The 15,104-nt window shown below is 51.8% G+C and carries 17 protein-coding genes; 8 read left to right on the top strand and 9 right to left on the bottom strand.

Annotated features, from left to right (window positions below):
- Nucleotides 1–39: 39 nt before the first annotated feature.
- The 3 genes from A3466_RS20310 to A3466_RS20300 form a co-directional block, all read right to left on the bottom strand.
- Nucleotides 40–663: a common pilus major fimbrillin subunit EcpA gene (locus A3466_RS20310; RefSeq protein WP_063452098.1), complete on the bottom strand. Its 624-nt coding sequence runs from the start codon at nt 661–663 to the stop codon at nt 40–42.
- A gap of 227 nt (nt 664–890) precedes the next feature.
- The gene (locus tag A3466_RS20305) at nt 891–1,361 is read right to left on the bottom strand and encodes a hypothetical protein (protein WP_063452097.1); all 471 of its coding nucleotides are present in this window, start codon (nt 1,359–1,361) and stop codon (nt 891–893) included.
- Nucleotides 1,362–1,379: 18 nt separating this feature from the next.
- Nucleotides 1,380–2,192, bottom strand: coding sequence for a winged helix-turn-helix domain-containing protein (locus tag A3466_RS20300; protein WP_063452096.1), 813 nt, complete (start codon nt 2,190–2,192; stop codon nt 1,380–1,382).
- A gap of 374 nt (nt 2,193–2,566) precedes the next feature.
- On the opposite strand from A3466_RS20300, the gene A3466_RS20295 reads away from it, so the two are divergent.
- The 4 genes from A3466_RS20295 to A3466_RS20280 are packed head-to-tail and all read left to right on the top strand — an operon-like array spanning nt 2,567 to nt 7,484.
- Nucleotides 2,567–3,151 (top strand): fimbrial protein, encoded by a 585-nt coding sequence (locus tag A3466_RS20295; RefSeq protein WP_063452095.1) that lies wholly within the window; start codon nt 2,567–2,569, stop codon nt 3,149–3,151.
- A gap of 52 nt (nt 3,152–3,203) precedes the next feature.
- On the top strand, nt 3,204–3,896 hold the full coding sequence (locus A3466_RS20290) for a fimbrial biogenesis chaperone (protein ID WP_063452094.1): 693 nt from the start codon (nt 3,204–3,206) through the stop codon (nt 3,894–3,896).
- Nucleotides 3,897–3,911: 15 nt separating this feature from the next.
- Nucleotides 3,912–6,404 (top strand): fimbria/pilus outer membrane usher protein, encoded by a 2,493-nt coding sequence (locus A3466_RS20285; protein ID WP_063452093.1) that lies wholly within the window; start codon nt 3,912–3,914, stop codon nt 6,402–6,404.
- Between the two features lie 15 nt (nt 6,405–6,419).
- On the top strand, nt 6,420–7,484 hold the full coding sequence (locus A3466_RS20280) for a fimbrial protein (RefSeq protein ID WP_063452092.1): 1,065 nt from the start codon (nt 6,420–6,422) through the stop codon (nt 7,482–7,484).
- A 6-nt stretch (nt 7,485–7,490) separates the two neighbouring features.
- Here A3466_RS20280 and A3466_RS20275 read toward each other — a convergent pair whose 3' ends face one another.
- Entirely contained in the window at nt 7,491–8,126 is a 636-nt protein-coding gene (locus tag A3466_RS20275; protein ID WP_063452216.1) for a LuxR C-terminal-related transcriptional regulator, read from the bottom strand.
- A 574-nt stretch (nt 8,127–8,700) separates the two neighbouring features.
- Between A3466_RS20275 and A3466_RS20270 the strand changes: the two genes are divergently transcribed.
- Together A3466_RS20270 and A3466_RS20265 are read left to right on the top strand one after the other, a co-directional pair.
- Entirely contained in the window at nt 8,701–9,321 is a 621-nt protein-coding gene (locus tag A3466_RS20270) for a LuxR C-terminal-related transcriptional regulator (RefSeq protein ID WP_063452091.1), read from the top strand.
- 75 nt (nt 9,322–9,396) lie between these two features.
- Nucleotides 9,397–10,077 carry an EAL domain-containing protein gene (locus A3466_RS20265; protein WP_063452090.1) on the top strand — a complete coding sequence of 227 codons (681 nt, stop codon included), beginning with the start codon at nt 9,397–9,399 and terminating at the stop codon, nt 10,075–10,077.
- Between the two features lie 18 nt (nt 10,078–10,095).
- Here the strand turns inward: A3466_RS20265 and nlpA are convergent, their stop codons facing one another.
- The 4 genes from nlpA to A3466_RS20245 form a co-directional block, all read right to left on the bottom strand.
- Nucleotides 10,096–10,896, bottom strand: coding sequence for a lipoprotein NlpA (gene nlpA, locus A3466_RS20260; RefSeq protein ID WP_063452089.1), 801 nt, complete (start codon nt 10,894–10,896; stop codon nt 10,096–10,098).
- 189 nt (nt 10,897–11,085) lie between these two features.
- Nucleotides 11,086–11,307 carry a PIN domain-containing protein gene (locus A3466_RS20255; protein ID WP_245167788.1) on the bottom strand — a complete coding sequence of 74 codons (222 nt, stop codon included), beginning with the start codon at nt 11,305–11,307 and terminating at the stop codon, nt 11,086–11,088.
- An 8-nt stretch (nt 11,308–11,315) separates the two neighbouring features.
- Entirely contained in the window at nt 11,316–11,579 is a 264-nt protein-coding gene (locus A3466_RS20250) for an antitoxin (RefSeq protein ID WP_063452088.1), read from the bottom strand.
- 117 nt (nt 11,580–11,696) lie between these two features.
- A complete protein-coding gene (locus A3466_RS20245; RefSeq protein WP_063452087.1) occupies nt 11,697–13,196 on the bottom strand; it encodes an MDR family MFS transporter in 1,500 nt (499 codons plus the stop codon).
- 79 nt (nt 13,197–13,275) lie between these two features.
- Between A3466_RS20245 and A3466_RS20240 the strand changes: the two genes are divergently transcribed.
- Nucleotides 13,276–13,923 (top strand): TetR/AcrR family transcriptional regulator, encoded by a 648-nt coding sequence (locus A3466_RS20240; RefSeq protein WP_063452215.1) that lies wholly within the window; start codon nt 13,276–13,278, stop codon nt 13,921–13,923.
- On the opposite strand, the gene A3466_RS20235 is transcribed toward A3466_RS20240, so the two are convergent.
- Nucleotides 13,920–14,339 carry a GNAT family N-acetyltransferase gene (locus A3466_RS20235; RefSeq protein ID WP_063452086.1) on the bottom strand — a complete coding sequence of 140 codons (420 nt, stop codon included), beginning with the start codon at nt 14,337–14,339 and terminating at the stop codon, nt 13,920–13,922. The two genes, A3466_RS20240 and A3466_RS20235, sit on opposite strands and share 4 nt — an antisense overlap.
- Before the next feature lie 186 nt (nt 14,340–14,525).
- Between A3466_RS20235 and A3466_RS20230 the strand changes: the two genes are divergently transcribed.
- Nucleotides 14,526–15,095, top strand: coding sequence for a TetR/AcrR family transcriptional regulator (locus A3466_RS20230; protein WP_063452085.1), 570 nt, complete (start codon nt 14,526–14,528; stop codon nt 15,093–15,095).
- Nucleotides 15,096–15,104: the final 9 nt, after the last annotated feature.

Genomic DNA, 15,104 nt, shown 5'->3' with positions numbered 1-15,104 from the left:
TCCCTAAACAGGGGCTTGCGCCCCTGGATCGATCAGGCCTTAGCCCCAGGTTGCGCGGAACGCAACGGCAACGGTACCTTCCCACAGGCTGTTGGTCAGGTCTTTGAACTCTTTCGTCGCGCCTGCGTTGTCCTGAGCGGAGTCAACATAGAAGACGAATTTGTCCTGGCCGGTAATTTCGGTATCAGCTACCGCGCCAGCGCTGGTGGTCAGGTTCCACAGGCCAGAAGAAACGCCGGTGTTAGAAGAAGAATCAACCAGCGTGGTCCATGCGGTAGATTTTGCACCTACGGTGCCACCGATAGAGCCCAGATCGTTACCGCCCCAGCGCGCGCCTACCTTCAGTTTGGTCGCTTCGCCACCCACGCTGAACAGCGTGTTGTTGGAATCGTCGAGGATGGCTTCAAGTTTGAAGCTGGTCGCCGTCGAGTGATCGCCACGGATAGCCACATCAAACAGACCGGTATCGGTGTTGAAAGATTTCGTGTTGGCGCTGTAAACGAAGTTCAGAGCACGCGTTGGCGTAACAACCAGGTCAGATTCGCTGTCTTTGGTCGCGGTTGCCTGCCAGGTAGCAGACGCCGTAGTTTCTGCGGCATTAACTGCGCTCAGAGCAGAAACAGACAGCAGGGAGCCCAGAACGATAGCGTTCAATTTGTTCATTTATTTAGTCCTTCAAAAAAGAATCCACGTGTATAAAAAGGGGAGCCCCTTTTTCGAGGCGGAGTATAGACAGCCGCAAAATAACGAGGCAATACAGAAAAATTCACTCGGCGGTGCGCAACAATAAAAACATAAATAAATCTCCCGTATCTTATTGTTACGTATTGAGTAAATTACTCAACTTCTCGATCGATAGATAAATATCGATTTTACAGTAAAGAGAAATATCAGGACGTTGGAACAGCCACACACATCATTACAGGTAAAACCAGCCCCTTAATTAACCAGGCGTGCGGTTTAACACTGGTAATATAGAAGAAGTTGATATTATCAAGTAACATTTCGTTTACAACACCATCCGGCGCTACATCGTCTTCAGATTTATTCAGCTTTTTATCCTTAATATAAAAGATATTGCTTCCGTCGACTTTTTCTACGCTGAGCGTGTAATTCCTGTCAATCAGGTAGCTTTTGCCCTCTTTCTTTAGCACGCCTTTGTGAATAACCGTTACAACATCTTTGTTGTTAAACAGGAATAGCGTTGTTAACGACATATCGGTTAAATCACCCGTGGAATAGGTTTTCCAGGAAATGGTATCTGACTGGCAGCCAAACCCCTCATCCTGCGTTCTGGTAAAATAGACCCACACTAAGGCGATGACAGAAAGTACCACTACGATACCGAACATGACACTCATTTTAGTCCTTGACATATTTTAACTCCCGGTCAGGCTTCTGTAAGAAATGCAGTTCTTATAATCGTCGATACTGTCCTGCTGATAACAGATAGCCAAAAAATAATTTTCTATCTGTGACTTTTTAAACCTGGAATAGTAAGCGTCGGCAACCTGGTGTTGACAGTCGATATGTTGTTTTGCAAGGACCTCTTTTACGTGATTAAAGTAGTGTTGCCGCGGTTGAAACATATTCTTGTCGATAAGGTATACCGTACACCTGTCCACTTTACCGAGCAGATGCATATCAGAATCTTTCAGGCTCTCGGCATAGGACACTCTCTGGTGCAGCAGTAAAATAACGGTGCCAATAACGATAACCAGTAACAACGTGCACAGGGAAAGAAAGAGCGTATGCATAGATATTATTCGTTTAGGCGGATCGGCGTCTTTCTTATGCAGTAATAAATCAGCCTCTTCAGAAGCAGATTGTTCGCTAAGCGCTGACACAACCGGCGGCCTGACCGTGTGATGCTCAATATGCGCGGCAAGGCTGAAGCCCTTGCCGCGTATGGTTTTTATCAGCAACGGGTCGCACCCTAATGTTCGAAATGCTTTTCTGATTTCACTGACGGCAACGTTCAGACTCACCGAGGAGCCCGAGAAGCCATGGTCCTCCCAGACCTTCTTTATCAGGTCATCTCTGTCGAGTGTTTTACCATTGTTGATGATAAGTTCATAAAGCAGACGTCCCGCCTGGTTAGATAACTTAATGGATGATTCTTCCTCTCCATTAATCATGATCATACCGGCATCCACTTCATAAAGCATTGTAAGATCAATGAGATACTTCATATAAATATTACGCCATTGTTAAAATTTTGTGCATTTGCCAGGCAATAATAAGTCTAAAGTTTATGTGGTCAAGTCGCGTGATATTAATTAAGAGAGGAATTCATAAAGCTTCATTAATTAACGATTATTAATTCATTAATAAAAATCTTCGAACTTACGCATTTAGGTTAAAACATTAAAAAAAACGACCAGACAAGATTATAATCTTAAACTTTCGAAGTTATTGGAATAATGTTTTGTTGTGTACATTTTTAGTGCAACATAATATCGTCAAAGCACTTTCCCGCGTCGCCATGCGTCTAGCCGGTACATCAGGGACATGTGTAGCCGATTTACATTCATTCTAAATTACACAAATCTTTATGGAGTTTATCATGTTCAAATCGATCATGACCGTTTCACTTCTGGCTGCCGCTATGGCTTCTACCAGCGCAGTGGCTGCAGACAATTCGGCGGGTGGTATCATTAACTTTACCGGCGCAATTACCGATACAACCTGTACCATTAACGGCGGTAAAAGCGCGGACTTTACCGTTGCGCTTTCCCCTATTTCGGTAAAAGATGCAGGCACCACGGTTGGTCTGATCACCAAGAATAAAAAATCAATTTCGCTGACCTTCTCAGGCTGTACGCCGGCAGCAGGAACGACCGGTACTCCGCTGAAAATTTATTTCTCCAGCGCGGATAATATCTCTACTGACGGTAAATACCTGCTGAATAACAGCGTGAACGAAAATGATGCCAGCGTGGCGCGAAATGTCGGCTTTGCGCTGGTTGAGACAGGTTCGTCTACGCCTATTACGCTGAACCAGGCGTACACAACCAAGATTGTGGGCACAGCGACCAAGCCAGATTCCGAAACGCTGACGCTGGATGTTTATTACTATAAAACAAATGCCGCTGCCGCAACGGTAGGCGAGTTAAGCTCCAACGTAACGTATACCATTTCCTACCTGTAATAATGATTATTCAGGCTCTGCTTTCGCAGAGCCTGCATTTAAGGTTGCAATCATGCGTAAGGCAATTTTGCTGGCAGGCTTACTGCTAAGCACGGGTCACTCATGGGCCAATATTGTCATCAATGGCACCCGTGTTCTTTATCCTGAAAATAACAAAGAGGTGATCGTCCAGTTAATGAATACGGGCGATGCGCCTGCTCTGGTGCAATCCTGGATAGATGACGGTGATATTAATTCCACGCCGGAAACGGCAAATGTGCCGTTTCTGCTGTCGCCACCGGTGATAAAGGTCGATGAACATAATGGCCAACAGCTTCGTATTAAAAAGCTACCGTCCAGTTTACCTGCGGATCGCGAATCGGTCTTTTTCCTGAATGTCCTCGACATTCCGCCCAAGCCTGAAAATCTGCAAAACCAGAATACCGTTCAGCTGGCGATTAAATCCCGTATCAAGCTTTTTTATCGGCCCGCTGCGCTTAAAGGCACGCTGGATGACGCGATGGCGAAACTGACGCTCGCCGCCGATGGCGATCGCCTTCGCATCACTAATAACAGCCCGTTCCATATTACTGTGGCCAATATTTCGCTGGGTAAAACGAAATTGCTCCAGGAATCCCCGATGGTTTCCCCGTTTGGGCAGCTGACGGTTACCACAAAAAATCCGGTTAAGCGCGGACAGACCCTCGAGCTGATGTATGTGGACGATCTTGGCGCGTATAAAACCCGGACTTTCACCAGTCAGTGATCGGAAAGACTCACCATGAAAATGAAACAAAACAGACTCTGTCTGCTGGCAGTCTGCACGCTTCTGCTTTCGCATAAATCAGGGGCCGTCTCGTTTGATCCCTCCCTGCTTGCTGGCGCATCCGGTGAGTCCGATCTGTCTCGCTTTTCCGAAAACAACGTCATGCCTGCCGGCAGTCAGGAGATGGATATCTACGTAAACGGCAGCTGGAGGGGGCGTTATACCGTCATCTACGGCGAGCAGCGTGACGACATCCGTCTTGCCTGGAAAGATGCCCAGTCGCTTGGCATTAACACCGCGTCCGTTCCTGCGCCTGCCATTGCGCATGGGCAGGTCCAGCTGCGCGATCTGGTTCAGGGCGGTGAAGTGAAAACCGATACCAGTACCCTGAGCCTGGCGCTCACCGTTCCGCAGGCGGCGGTGCTGCGTACTGAAGAAGGTTACATTGCCCCCCAGTTCTGGAGCGAGGGGATCCCGGCGTTGATGCTCTCGTGGAACACGACCTGGTATAACACCCGTACTAAGGGCACGGCGAAAGACACGAACGATGATTTTTATGCCGGCCTGGATTCCGGCCTTAACCTGTTCGGCTGGCAGTTTCGCGACAGCAGCGCCTGGCGGAAATCGGCCAGCGGGGAGAGCCAGTGGCAGAATAATACCCGTTACCTGCGCCGTCCCCTAGCCTCGCTGACCTCCAACCTGACGCTGGGTGACTTTTACATGCCGGGCGATCTGTTTGATTCGATGCGCGTGCGCGGCGTGTCGCTGGCGTCGGACATGAAAATGCGCCCAAATTCGCAGCAAGGTTTTTCACCGGTGGTTCACGGCGTGGCGCGGACGAACGCCCTGGTGAAAGTTATCCAGAACGGTAACGTGATCTACCAGGAGAACGTGCCGCCAGGCCAGTTTACGCTCGACAGCATTCAGCCTACCGGCTCTGCGGGCGATCTGCTGGTCGTTGTGCGTGAGGCAGACGGATCGCAGCAGTCCTTCACGGTGCCGTTTTCCGCCGTGCCCGGCATGTTAAAAGAGGGAGTAAGTCAGTACAGCGTGGTGGCGGGTAAAGTGCACCAGAACACGCTCGACGCCGAACCCGCATTTATGCAGGCCACGTTACGCTACGGGTTCAACAACCTTATCACCGGGTATACCGGGACGATTATTAGCGATGACTACCAGGCCGGGCTTGTCGGTACCGGGTGGAACCTTCCCTTTGGCGCGGTCTCATTTGATTTCACCCACGCAAAAACCACCCTACAGGATCGCACCAGCAGCGGTCAGAGCTACCGCGTGTCGTACAGCAAATTTATCGATACCACCGCCACCAACTTCACCCTGGCGGCCTATCGCTATTCCACTAAAGGCTATTACAGCTTTAGCGACGCACTCTATTCACGTGAAGGGTATCAGCGCCTCAGAGCGCAATACGACGAATACGAAGATCGGTTTGGCGTGGCGCCCGACATGTCCCTGAGCACCTGGGATGCCCTACGCGCCGCACAGCCCAAAAACACCTTCACGCTTAACCTTAATCAGCGCCTGCTCGATAACTGGGGCATGGTATTTATCTCCGGCACACAGCGCGATTACTGGAATTCACAGCAAACCACGCGCGAGTATCAGATGGGTTATTCCAACGCCATTGGCCGCGCCAGCTATACCCTGTCGGCCAGCCGGGTGCGCAATAAAGATAGCGAAGAAGAGACGCGCCTTTATCTCTCTCTCAGCCTGCCGTTCTCGCTGTTTGATAATAATGCCTGGATCACCTCCAGCCTGACGGCCAGCGATTCACATTATGAGCAAAGCAACATCAGCATGAGCGGGAATGCACTGGCATCGAACCGCCTGAGCTACACCCTCTCCGGCAGTAATGCGCGTGGGGGTAAAAATGCGGCAAGCGTTAACGCGGCGTACCGTTCGAACTTTGCGACACTCGGCGGCTCTTACAGCGAATCCTCTGACTACCGCCAGACCGGGCTCAGCGGACGGGGAAGCCTGGTGGCCTACCCGTGGCACGTTCTCGCCTCAAACGAAACCGGCAGCACCATGACTATCGTCGATGCGCCTGAGGCGGAGGGGCTGATGGTGAACGGCGATGAAAGCATTGTGACTAACCGCGATGGCGTGGCGCTGGTGCCTTACGCTACCCCGTACCGCAAAAACGCCATTACGTTATCGCAAACGGAAAACAGCGCGGGGGCGGAAGTGATCGGCAACATGGCTAACGTGGCCCCTTATGACGGGGCGGTGAGCTATATCCGCTTTGAAACCGACAAACGCCAGTCGTGGGAGCTGCATGCGACGCGTGCCGACGGCAAACCGCTGCCCTTCGGGACCGAAGTGCTTGATGAAAACGGTGAGTCTGTCGGGTATGTCGGCCAGGCCAGCGTACTGTATATCCGCGCTGAACAGCCGCCACACGCGCTCAACGTGCATCTCCGCGGCGGGAAGTGCGAAATCTCTGCCCCGGCCTGGGGGCTAAACAGCCCCTCATCGGTTTGCCATTAATTACGGATTATCATTATGTTACGATCATTCATGTTCCTGCTCCTCACCAGCATTAGCGGGATGAGCTATGCCACCTGCTCCGGCAGCAGCATCGTTTATGGCACGCCCATTTCCGTTGATTTATCGGATAAGCTGAGCCCCGCCACGCCGACCTGGACAGGCAGCTTCACCACCCAGTACAGCGGCTCGTTCAACTGCACAACGGGCAACAGCGAGTTTTCTTACACGCCGATCCTGTCGACCGACAGCAAATACGCGACCATCCTCGGATTCAGCAATAACAAGTATATGGTGCGGGCGGAGATCACCAATCCCCCGGCCAACAAAACCCTGCCCGCCAGCGGAAACCATACGGCGGCTGAACTGAACACGCCGTTTACGGTTCGCTTCACCCTCGTTAGCCAGAGCGGCACCACATTGACGGGTGATACGGCGAACATGAGCGACGTTCTGTTCGTCAGCGACATGAGCGGATTGTCGTTTTTGGAAATCATCCTCTGGCCAATCAATCAGGTCATCAAAATCGCCCAGTGGTTATTCAGCGGATTCAAGTGGCCTTACGACAACCGCGATATGTTTGGTCAGCCGATGAGCATCAAATACGCCCCGAAGCTGACTACCTGCTCCTTTGACAACGCAGGGCTGACCGTGGCGCTTCCGACGCTCGGCATTCCCCAGCTCAGCGCGTCCTCACAGCCGGGGCTGACGCCTTTTTCACTGAACATGAGTTGTCAGAACGTCGGGGTTAACGGTAATTCCGATCGAACAATCGAGATGTTTCTTTCCAGCACGCAGCTGCTGTCAACCGACAGCTCGGTGCTGATCGACGGCAGCAGCAGCGCGGCGCAGGGCGTGGGGTTACGGCTGATAAAGCGCGATGCCCCGCAGACGCCGATAACCTTTTCGACCTCGACCACCAGTCGTGGCAACGCCACGATGATTTTCAGTGTGGCGGCTGGCGCGGCGCTGAACGACCATTTCACCGTTCCTATGGCCGCGTACTATTACGTGTGGGCACCCGCCCGGTTAAGCCAGGGCAAGATCAATACCTCGGCTACGCTGAATATAATCTATCCCTGATGTGAACTATTCCTCCATCTTTCCAACCATTTGCACATACTTAATCAGTTCGCTATGGTTGGAAAGATTCAGCTTTTTCATCGCATTGTGTTTCTGTGTGGCAATGGTGCTTACCGAGCGGTTTCGATGACGGGCAATCTCGGTCGTTGAAAATCCTTCCACGATAAGATGAAGCACCTCCCACTCTCTGGCCGACAGGATAGATCGCGATCGGGAACCTGACCGCACAACCCGCCTGAGCCACGAAGAGAGCGACGGTTTTTGTTCATCCGTCATGAGCAACGCGGGTAATTCTTTTTTCAGTTCAGTTAACTCATCCTGCTGGCTGATGGTTAATTCAAATTTCATCTCCAGAACTTTTTTTAACAGCCCGTACGGCAGTTCGGGTACTAAAAGCACGCGGCTGACGTGATGTGATTTACATAAAGATGTGAAACGGCTGCTGATCTCTGCACTCCACTCTTTATGATTTAGCAGATAATTAAATTCAGTGAAGAAAACATCCACATCATTATCCGCCACCGCCGCCAGAACCTGTTCTATGGAATCGACCTGAGTAATCTTCAGTACGTAATCGGGTAAAAGGTCCTGGAGCGCCCGGCATATTATCTCTTTAAATATGTTTATTTTGTAAAACACCATTACCCTTACGACACGCTCAGTATTATCCATATCTTTTCTAAATTCTCGTGACCGGAGGAAAACGATAATAGTTTATGTATTCACCACTCACAACCTCTTCGCGCCAGGATTTTATCCTCCTCAGACTTAAAATTCTGAACAAGGACATTAAATTTATAGAAAAAATTCTATTTTATTCTGTAAACGCTTTTCTCTCGCAGAGAAAGGTCTGTAGATAATCCTGAAACGATCGTAACCTTTCTGACATAAACACCAGTAAGCCACTGAAAAAACGGGGCATAAACCCCGTTAAACAACCGCCAAATGCTTATTATCCACGCTTTTGCAGAATAAAAATCTGGCATGAATATTATTTGAAGATTAAAAAGATTGCATTTATCATTAAAACCATTTTTCAATTTTATCTTCCGCTAATAATTAGCAGCAGCTTTACTCGACAGATTGTATTGGCTTACATTGATGTCATCGCATCGCGTTATTTGAAAAAGTGTTCGCTATTCTTTGTGAAATAAGAGAGTGCGAGTCCACCAGTATCTCTTATATGGACTGTTTACTCAGCGAAAGGAGAATGCCAATGCAAAATAAAAAAACAATTCACGTTGCCGTTGTTGACAGCTGCGAATTCACGATGATTGGCCTGCAATCGCTTGGAAAGCGTGAGCCTGACGAAAAAAAGGATGTTATTTTCCATGGATTTACCCATATCGAAGAACTCGCTAAGAGTGAACAACTCTTTGATATCATCATTTATGATCCATTGAATACGCGTCATTTCCGGGTGACAACAAATGACGACATCCTTTGTATTAAACAGAAGCAAGTGACGGCGAAGATCTATATCTATTCGTTATCCGCAGGCTATTTGAAATTCAAACATGTTGATGGGGTAATCAGTAAAAGAGTCTCACTGGGGGATATCAAAGCGCTGTGGCAAATACTGATGAGCCAGACGCCGCAAGGATCTGGCCGTTACAACGTGGGCATGACCACCCGCTTACGCACCCCGGCAAGGCTGTCCAGCGAGGAGGCCAGCGTACTGCGCGGCTATTCCTGTAACCTCAAAACCAAGCAAATCGCCCGCCAGCTGGGGTGTAACGTCAGGCTGGTGTATTTCTATAAAAACAACGCCATGAACAAGCTGAAAGCCGTGCGTGGCCCCTCGTTTTACCAGAGCATTCGCTGGATCCTGAATTAAGAATTTGACCGTGTGTCGTTTGCCTTTTGTTCCCGTGTCCGCGGGAACCTTTTTTCATTTTCTTAAGGCTGTAGCATGTATACCGTTCTTCCCTCTCCCCTGCTGCAACGTATCTCAGGGCTGCGATTTCAGCCGCTTGTCGATCTTCATTCGGGCCAGGTTTTCGCGCATGAAGTTCTCGTGGAGATCCATAACGTCAATCTGGAGATATTGTTTGCCTCTCTGCCTTCACGCAGCGCGCTGCAAATCTTCTTCTGGCAGGCCAACACCCTTTTACAGATCCCTGCCCGGGAGGCTTACTGGCTAAACCTTCCCGCAGAACACCTTCTTAATGAACACGCTATCGGGCTGTTGCTGGCGTTGCGCCATCAGCACCGTCTAACGATTGAAATTCAGGATCCCCTCACCATTACGCGGCTGAGTGATGCTGAGCAAGGCCGTCTTCATGCCACGCTTGTTCGCCTTAAAGAGGCGGGATGGCAAATCTGGCTGGACGATTTAACCCGGGAGCTGGCTGAGGCGTACGCGCGGCTTGCGCTGCCGCTGGACGGGGTAAAAATCGATCGCTCAGCGCTGCGGGAGCGGGCGCCGCTTGCCCCGTTTGTACAGGAGGTCAGGGCAGGCATCGCGCAATCAATTCTTATCGAAGGCATCGAGAATTCGCGGGATCTGGAGCGGGCCCGCGCGTCCGGCGCACAGTCTGGTCAGGGTTTTCTGTGGCCCGAAAGCCGCACCGATGCCCGCGTTACGCTGTGAAAGCCAGCTTACCGTGACCTACCAGCCCGGCACCGCGCCACCGTTAAAAAGGGTCTCTGCCGCTTTCGCCACTTCCGGCGACTGATAGGACTGGATAAATTCCTTCACGTTTTTGGCGTCTTTGTTGTCTTCACGGGTGACCACTATATTCACGTAAGGCGAGTTTTTGTCCTCAATAAAGACGCTGTCATGCACCGGCGACAGCCCCGTTTGCTGAAGATAAGTGGTACTGATGATGGCCACATCGACTTTCGGATCGTCCAGCACACGCGGCAGCTGCGCCCCTTCCAGCTCCATAATCTGTATGTTTTTGGGATTCGCGGTAATATCCAGTGCCGTCGGCAGCAGGCCAACATCCGGCTTAAGGGTAATCAGCTTCTCTTTTTGCAGCAGCAACAGCGCGCGCCCCAGGTTGGTTGGATCGTTTGGAATCGCAATGGTGGCGCCGTCCTTGAGCTCAGCAACCGATTTTATCTTTCGGGAGTAGCCCGCCATCGGAAAGACGAAGGTATTGGCGACGGCGACCAGCGTGTAATTATGCGCCTTGTTATCTTCCGCGAGAAACGGACGGTGCTGGAAAACGTTAGCATCCAGCTCGCCCTGGTTGGTGGCATCGTTGGGTAGCAGCGAGCCGCTAAAGCCCACCAGCTCCACGTCCAGACCGTATTTCTCCTTTGCCACCTTTTTGGCGACTTCCGCCACGTCCTGCTCAGCGCCATTAATCACGCCGACTTTAATGTGTTTGGCATCATTACCGCTTTGATCGCAACCTGCCAGCAGCAGGCCCGCGAGCACCAGAGCACTCAACTGAAATTTCACGAAACAGTTCCTTTCGACAGTGGTTTTGAAGACTATATCGACAACGAGACGGCAGGCTAAAAAACGAAAAGGAATCAGTAATACGGATAGGTTATATGCAGCCTGTTGCCGGGTGGCGCTGCGCTTACCCGGCCTACGTGACGGGGGACGTGTAGGCCCGGTAAGCGTAGCGCCACCGGGCGATGGGAATCAGGCTGCGGCTTCGCTATCCCAGGCGCAGATGGTGATGGTGTCGAGAAACGATAATATTGTCTCTTTAAGCTCACTGTTCTGCTTCTTATCGGCACCATAAAGTAATTCCGCTTCCGTGATGCTCGAAATACAGACTTCCCCTGGCCTCAGCCCAGCCATACGGGTGACCACTTCAGGATGCTTTTTGAACAGATGGCTCACAATATTTGTATCGAGCATATGCCTCATCAACAAACTCCATCCAGAGGATCTCTTTTCGTCACACTCTGATTTCTCTCCTCCTTACTTAAAAATGAATCGGGTACATTCGTGTTTTCCAACAACCGGAAAAAATTATCCCAGGTTTTCAGCTGCTCAGCCTTCGGGGTCAAAACCACTTTCCCCTCCTCATCCCGGCGGATATAAACACTCTCCGTTTCAAACGCAAATTCCTCAGGCAAGACCACGGCCTGGTGTCGTCCTTTTTTGAATAATTTCGCTGTGCGCTCCATGGCAACCTCTGTCGGTTTATTGACCAGCCCACAGCATGCGCTCGCGCCCCGGAAAGCGACAAGAGAGACATTTAAAATTCAGAAAGCGACTCGCAATAAATAACAGAAACGCTAACCTCACGCCTGCCGACGCAGCGGCGCTTCGCGCAAAAACCACGACAGCACAAACGCCAGCACCATAATCCCTGCCGCAAGCATAAACACCGCATGGATAGCCGAGCCGAACGCATCGAGATAGTCCAGACGCAGTGCATCAGGCAGATGGTGAATGGCGACGGGATTGAGTTCACGCGGCAGTTCAGCCCCTTCCGGCAGTCTTTCTGTCAGGCCGGCTTGCAGAATATGGGTGAACACCGCGCCAAACAGCGCAACGCCAATAGCCCCGCCGATGGAGCGGAACAGCGTCACCCCAGAGGTCGCTACGCCGTATTGATCGGCAGACACGCTGTTCTGCACCGCCAGCACCAGCACCTGCATCACCAGCCCAAGCCCCATGCCGAGCACGCTGGTAAACAGATACAGCTGCCAGGTGGGGGACGTGACTGAAATGCGCGTCAGTAAGGCCATCCCCACCACGCCGAGCAGCGTGCCGAGGATCGGAAACAGGCGGTATTTCCCGGTGCGGCTGATGATGCGCCCGCTGATGATTGAGGTGAGCAACAGCCCGCCCATCAGGGGGATCAGCTGCAAACCGGCCTGCGTCGGCGTGGCGTCTTTTACCACCTGTAAATAGAGCGGCAGGAAAGTGACGGAGCCAAACAGCGACATGCCGATAATAAAACCGATCAGGCTACAGAGCAGGAAGCTGCGGTCGCGGAACAGCGACAGCGGGATAATCGGCTCCCACGCCAGCCGCTCTTCGTAAATAAACCCGGCGATCCCCGTCAGGCCAAAGGCCAGAATGCACCACAGCTGCGGGTCGCTCCACTGTCGAAGCGTCCCCCCTTCGGTGGTAAACAGAATGATGCACAGCAACGCCATGCTGAGATAAATCGCCCCAAGGTAATCAATCTCATGCTTGCTGCGCCGCGCGCTGCCGTGGAAGACCGCGCCAATAACGAGCAGCGCAAACAGCCCCAGCGGCAGGTTGATGTAGAAAATCCAGCGCCAGGAGGCGTGCTGAACGAGAAACCCGCCGATAAGCGGGCCTATCACCGTCGCCAGGCCAAACACGCCGCCAAACAGCCCCTGATAGCGACCACGCTCGGCAGGCGGGATCACATCCGCTACGGCCGCCATGCTGATCACCATCAGACCGCCGCCCCCCAGCCCTTGCAGAGCGCGCATCAGCACCAGCTGGGTCATGTTCTGCGCCAGACCGCACAGTGCCGACCCCACAAGGAAAAGCACAATCGCGATTTGCAGGATGATTTTACGCCCAAACAGATCGCCGAATTTGCCGTACAGCGGTACCACGATGGTCGAACTGAGGATATAGGCCGTCACCACCCAGGAGAGCTTATCCAGCCCGCCCAGCTCGCCGACGATGGTCGGCAACGCGGTGGAGACAATGGTCTGATCCAGCGCCGAGAGCAGCATCACCAGCAGAAGTGCGCTGAACAGCAGCTTGATCGACGGCGCGTTTTTCGCAGGTTGAGTCATGACGTCAGACTCCATAAGAGAATCGCTTGAAATTAATTAATCGAATAATTAATATTCAGGTAAGTTATGGATAAGATCAAGAGACAGCGTGACCGTGCCAGCACTAAAAGACAATTCTGAACCTCGCCGTCCCGGTCGTCCGCGCGGCGGCAAACGCGTTACCGCCAGCCGCGAGCAGCTGCTGGATATCGCCCTGAACCTCTTCTCCCGCCAGGGGATTGCCAATACGTCGCTGAACGCCATCGCCCGCGAAGCTGGCGTAACGCCCGCCATGCTGCACTACTACTTCAACTCCAGAGAGCAGTTGCTGGAGGCGATGATCGAGGAGCGCTTTCTGCCGTTACGCGAGCGGATCGGGACAATTTTCGCCGACAATCGGGAGTCTCCGGTCAATGCCCTTACGGAAATGGTTAAGGTGCTGGCCGAACTGGCGGAAGAGCACCACTGGTTTGCACCGCTGTGGATGCAGGAGGTGATTGGCGAGATGCCAGTACTGCGTACGCATTTGCAGGAACGTTTTGGCGATGAGAAATATCAGACCACGCTGGCAACCATTAAAGGCTGGCAGCAGGAAGGAAAGCTGAATCCGGCCCTGGCCCCCGAACTGCTGTTTACGACGCTGCTGAGCCTGGTGCTGGTGCCGTTCTCACGCATGCGCAACGACGAGAGGCTTAGCGCCCTCTCGCCGGAGAAAGTTGTGCGCCACGTGTTAGCCGTGATCGGCAACGGGATCGGCGGTTAAAGATGTTTGGTCAGGTAGTGTCTCTGCATTCCCTGATAAGGGTAATCCTGCAAGGACATCTGCACCTGATAACCCTGCTTTTCATAGAACGGACGCGCCTGGAAGCTGACCGTATCCACCAGCGCGTGACGACAGCCTTTGCGGCGGGCCTCTTCTTCGGCCGTTTTGATGAGCTGGCTGCCAACGCCCGTTCCGCGTACGCTGTCGCTGACCCACAGATAGTCGATGTTCAGCCAGTCGCCTTTACGTACGCCGATTAACCCGCCCAGCATGACGCCGTTGTCGTCTCGCACATATACGCCAATATCGCCGCTAAACGTCGCAAGATCTAAATACTGCGCGTTATAGGCTCTTAGCCCCGTTAATAATTCTTCTTTTTCTTCAGCCGTGACATTATCTGTAATGCTCAGGTGCATAATTTTCTCCTTATTTTCAGCGCAATCTGAATATCTCACAGCTTAACATTCATAAAAACTCCTTATTTCCTCCATTGTTTAAACAAGGAAATATTCATTCAATATGTAAATAAAAAAAGCCTTTCCAATTGGCTCCGAAAACGTATAATGAGAACGATCATTCTCACTTTTTTACGGTAGCCGACGATGAGCACAAAGCTGGAAGAACGACAAAAACTGCGACAGGACGAAATCATCACCGCCGCGCGCCGCTGCTTTCGCGCCAGTGGATTTCACGCTGCCAGCATGTCGCAGATTGCCAGCGAAGCCAGGCTCAGCGTCGGACAAATCTATCGCTATTTCAGCAACAAAGACGCGATCATTGAAGAGATGATCCGTCGCATTATCGACTCACGTATCGAGGAGATGCAGGGCAAAACCCTGGTTGAAGGGATGCCGCAGGCGCTTGCCTGGCGCCAGACGCTTAACGAAGATGATGACGCGCTCATGCTCGAAATGTCCGCAGAGGCCACGCGCAATCCGCGGGTGGCAAACATGCTGATCGAAGCCGAAGCCCGCATGTTCGCCAACGCCTGTGAGCATCTGAAAAAGCAGTTCCCCCACCTGAGCGATGAGCATATTCGCTGCTGCGTGGAGATTACCGCCGTGATGATCGAAGGCACGATTTACCGTCGACTCACGCCATTAAAAGTGCCGTCAGAACAATTAGAGCCCATTTATCAGAATATTTTAAATATGCTTTTCTCTGCGAAGTAATCGCATGTG

It is taken from the genome of Enterobacter genomosp. S (assembly GCF_001631805.1).
GTDB lineage: Bacteria > Pseudomonadota > Gammaproteobacteria > Enterobacterales > Enterobacteriaceae > Enterobacter > Enterobacter quasihormaechei.
The sequence above is the reverse complement of the archived record's forward strand: the minus strand, read 5'-3'. Positions and strand labels throughout refer to the sequence as shown.

Bases quoted from the DNA above. Each gene is read 5' to 3' on its own strand.
- A3466_RS20310 (WP_063452098.1), bottom strand. From the start codon at position 663: ATGAACAAATTGAACGCTATCGTTCTGGGCTCCCTGCTGTCTGTTTCT.
- A3466_RS20305 (WP_063452097.1), bottom strand. From the start codon at position 1,361: ATGAGTGTCATGTTCGGTATCGTAGTGGTACTTTCTGTCATCGCCTTA.
- A3466_RS20300 (WP_063452096.1), bottom strand. From the start codon at position 2,192: ATGAAGTATCTCATTGATCTTACAATGCTTTATGAAGTGGATGCCGGT.
- A3466_RS20295 (WP_063452095.1), top strand. From the start codon at position 2,567: ATGTTCAAATCGATCATGACCGTTTCACTTCTGGCTGCCGCTATGGCT.
- A3466_RS20290 (WP_063452094.1), top strand. From the start codon at position 3,204: ATGCGTAAGGCAATTTTGCTGGCAGGCTTACTGCTAAGCACGGGTCAC.
- A3466_RS20285 (WP_063452093.1), top strand. From the start codon at position 3,912: ATGAAAATGAAACAAAACAGACTCTGTCTGCTGGCAGTCTGCACGCTT.
- A3466_RS20280 (WP_063452092.1), top strand. From the start codon at position 6,420: ATGTTACGATCATTCATGTTCCTGCTCCTCACCAGCATTAGCGGGATG.
- A3466_RS20275 (WP_063452216.1), bottom strand. From the start codon at position 8,126: ATGGTGTTTTACAAAATAAACATATTTAAAGAGATAATATGCCGGGCG.
- A3466_RS20270 (WP_063452091.1), top strand. From the start codon at position 8,701: ATGCAAAATAAAAAAACAATTCACGTTGCCGTTGTTGACAGCTGCGAA.
- A3466_RS20265 (WP_063452090.1), top strand. From the start codon at position 9,397: ATGTATACCGTTCTTCCCTCTCCCCTGCTGCAACGTATCTCAGGGCTG.
- A3466_RS20255 (WP_245167788.1), bottom strand. From the start codon at position 11,307: ATGCTCGATACAAATATTGTGAGCCATCTGTTCAAAAAGCATCCTGAA.
- A3466_RS20250 (WP_063452088.1), bottom strand. From the start codon at position 11,579: ATGGAGCGCACAGCGAAATTATTCAAAAAAGGACGACACCAGGCCGTG.
- A3466_RS20245 (WP_063452087.1), bottom strand. From the start codon at position 13,196: ATGGAGTCTGACGTCATGACTCAACCTGCGAAAAACGCGCCGTCGATC.
- A3466_RS20235 (WP_063452086.1), bottom strand. From the start codon at position 14,339: ATGCACCTGAGCATTACAGATAATGTCACGGCTGAAGAAAAAGAAGAA.
- A3466_RS20230 (WP_063452085.1), top strand. From the start codon at position 14,526: ATGAGCACAAAGCTGGAAGAACGACAAAAACTGCGACAGGACGAAATC.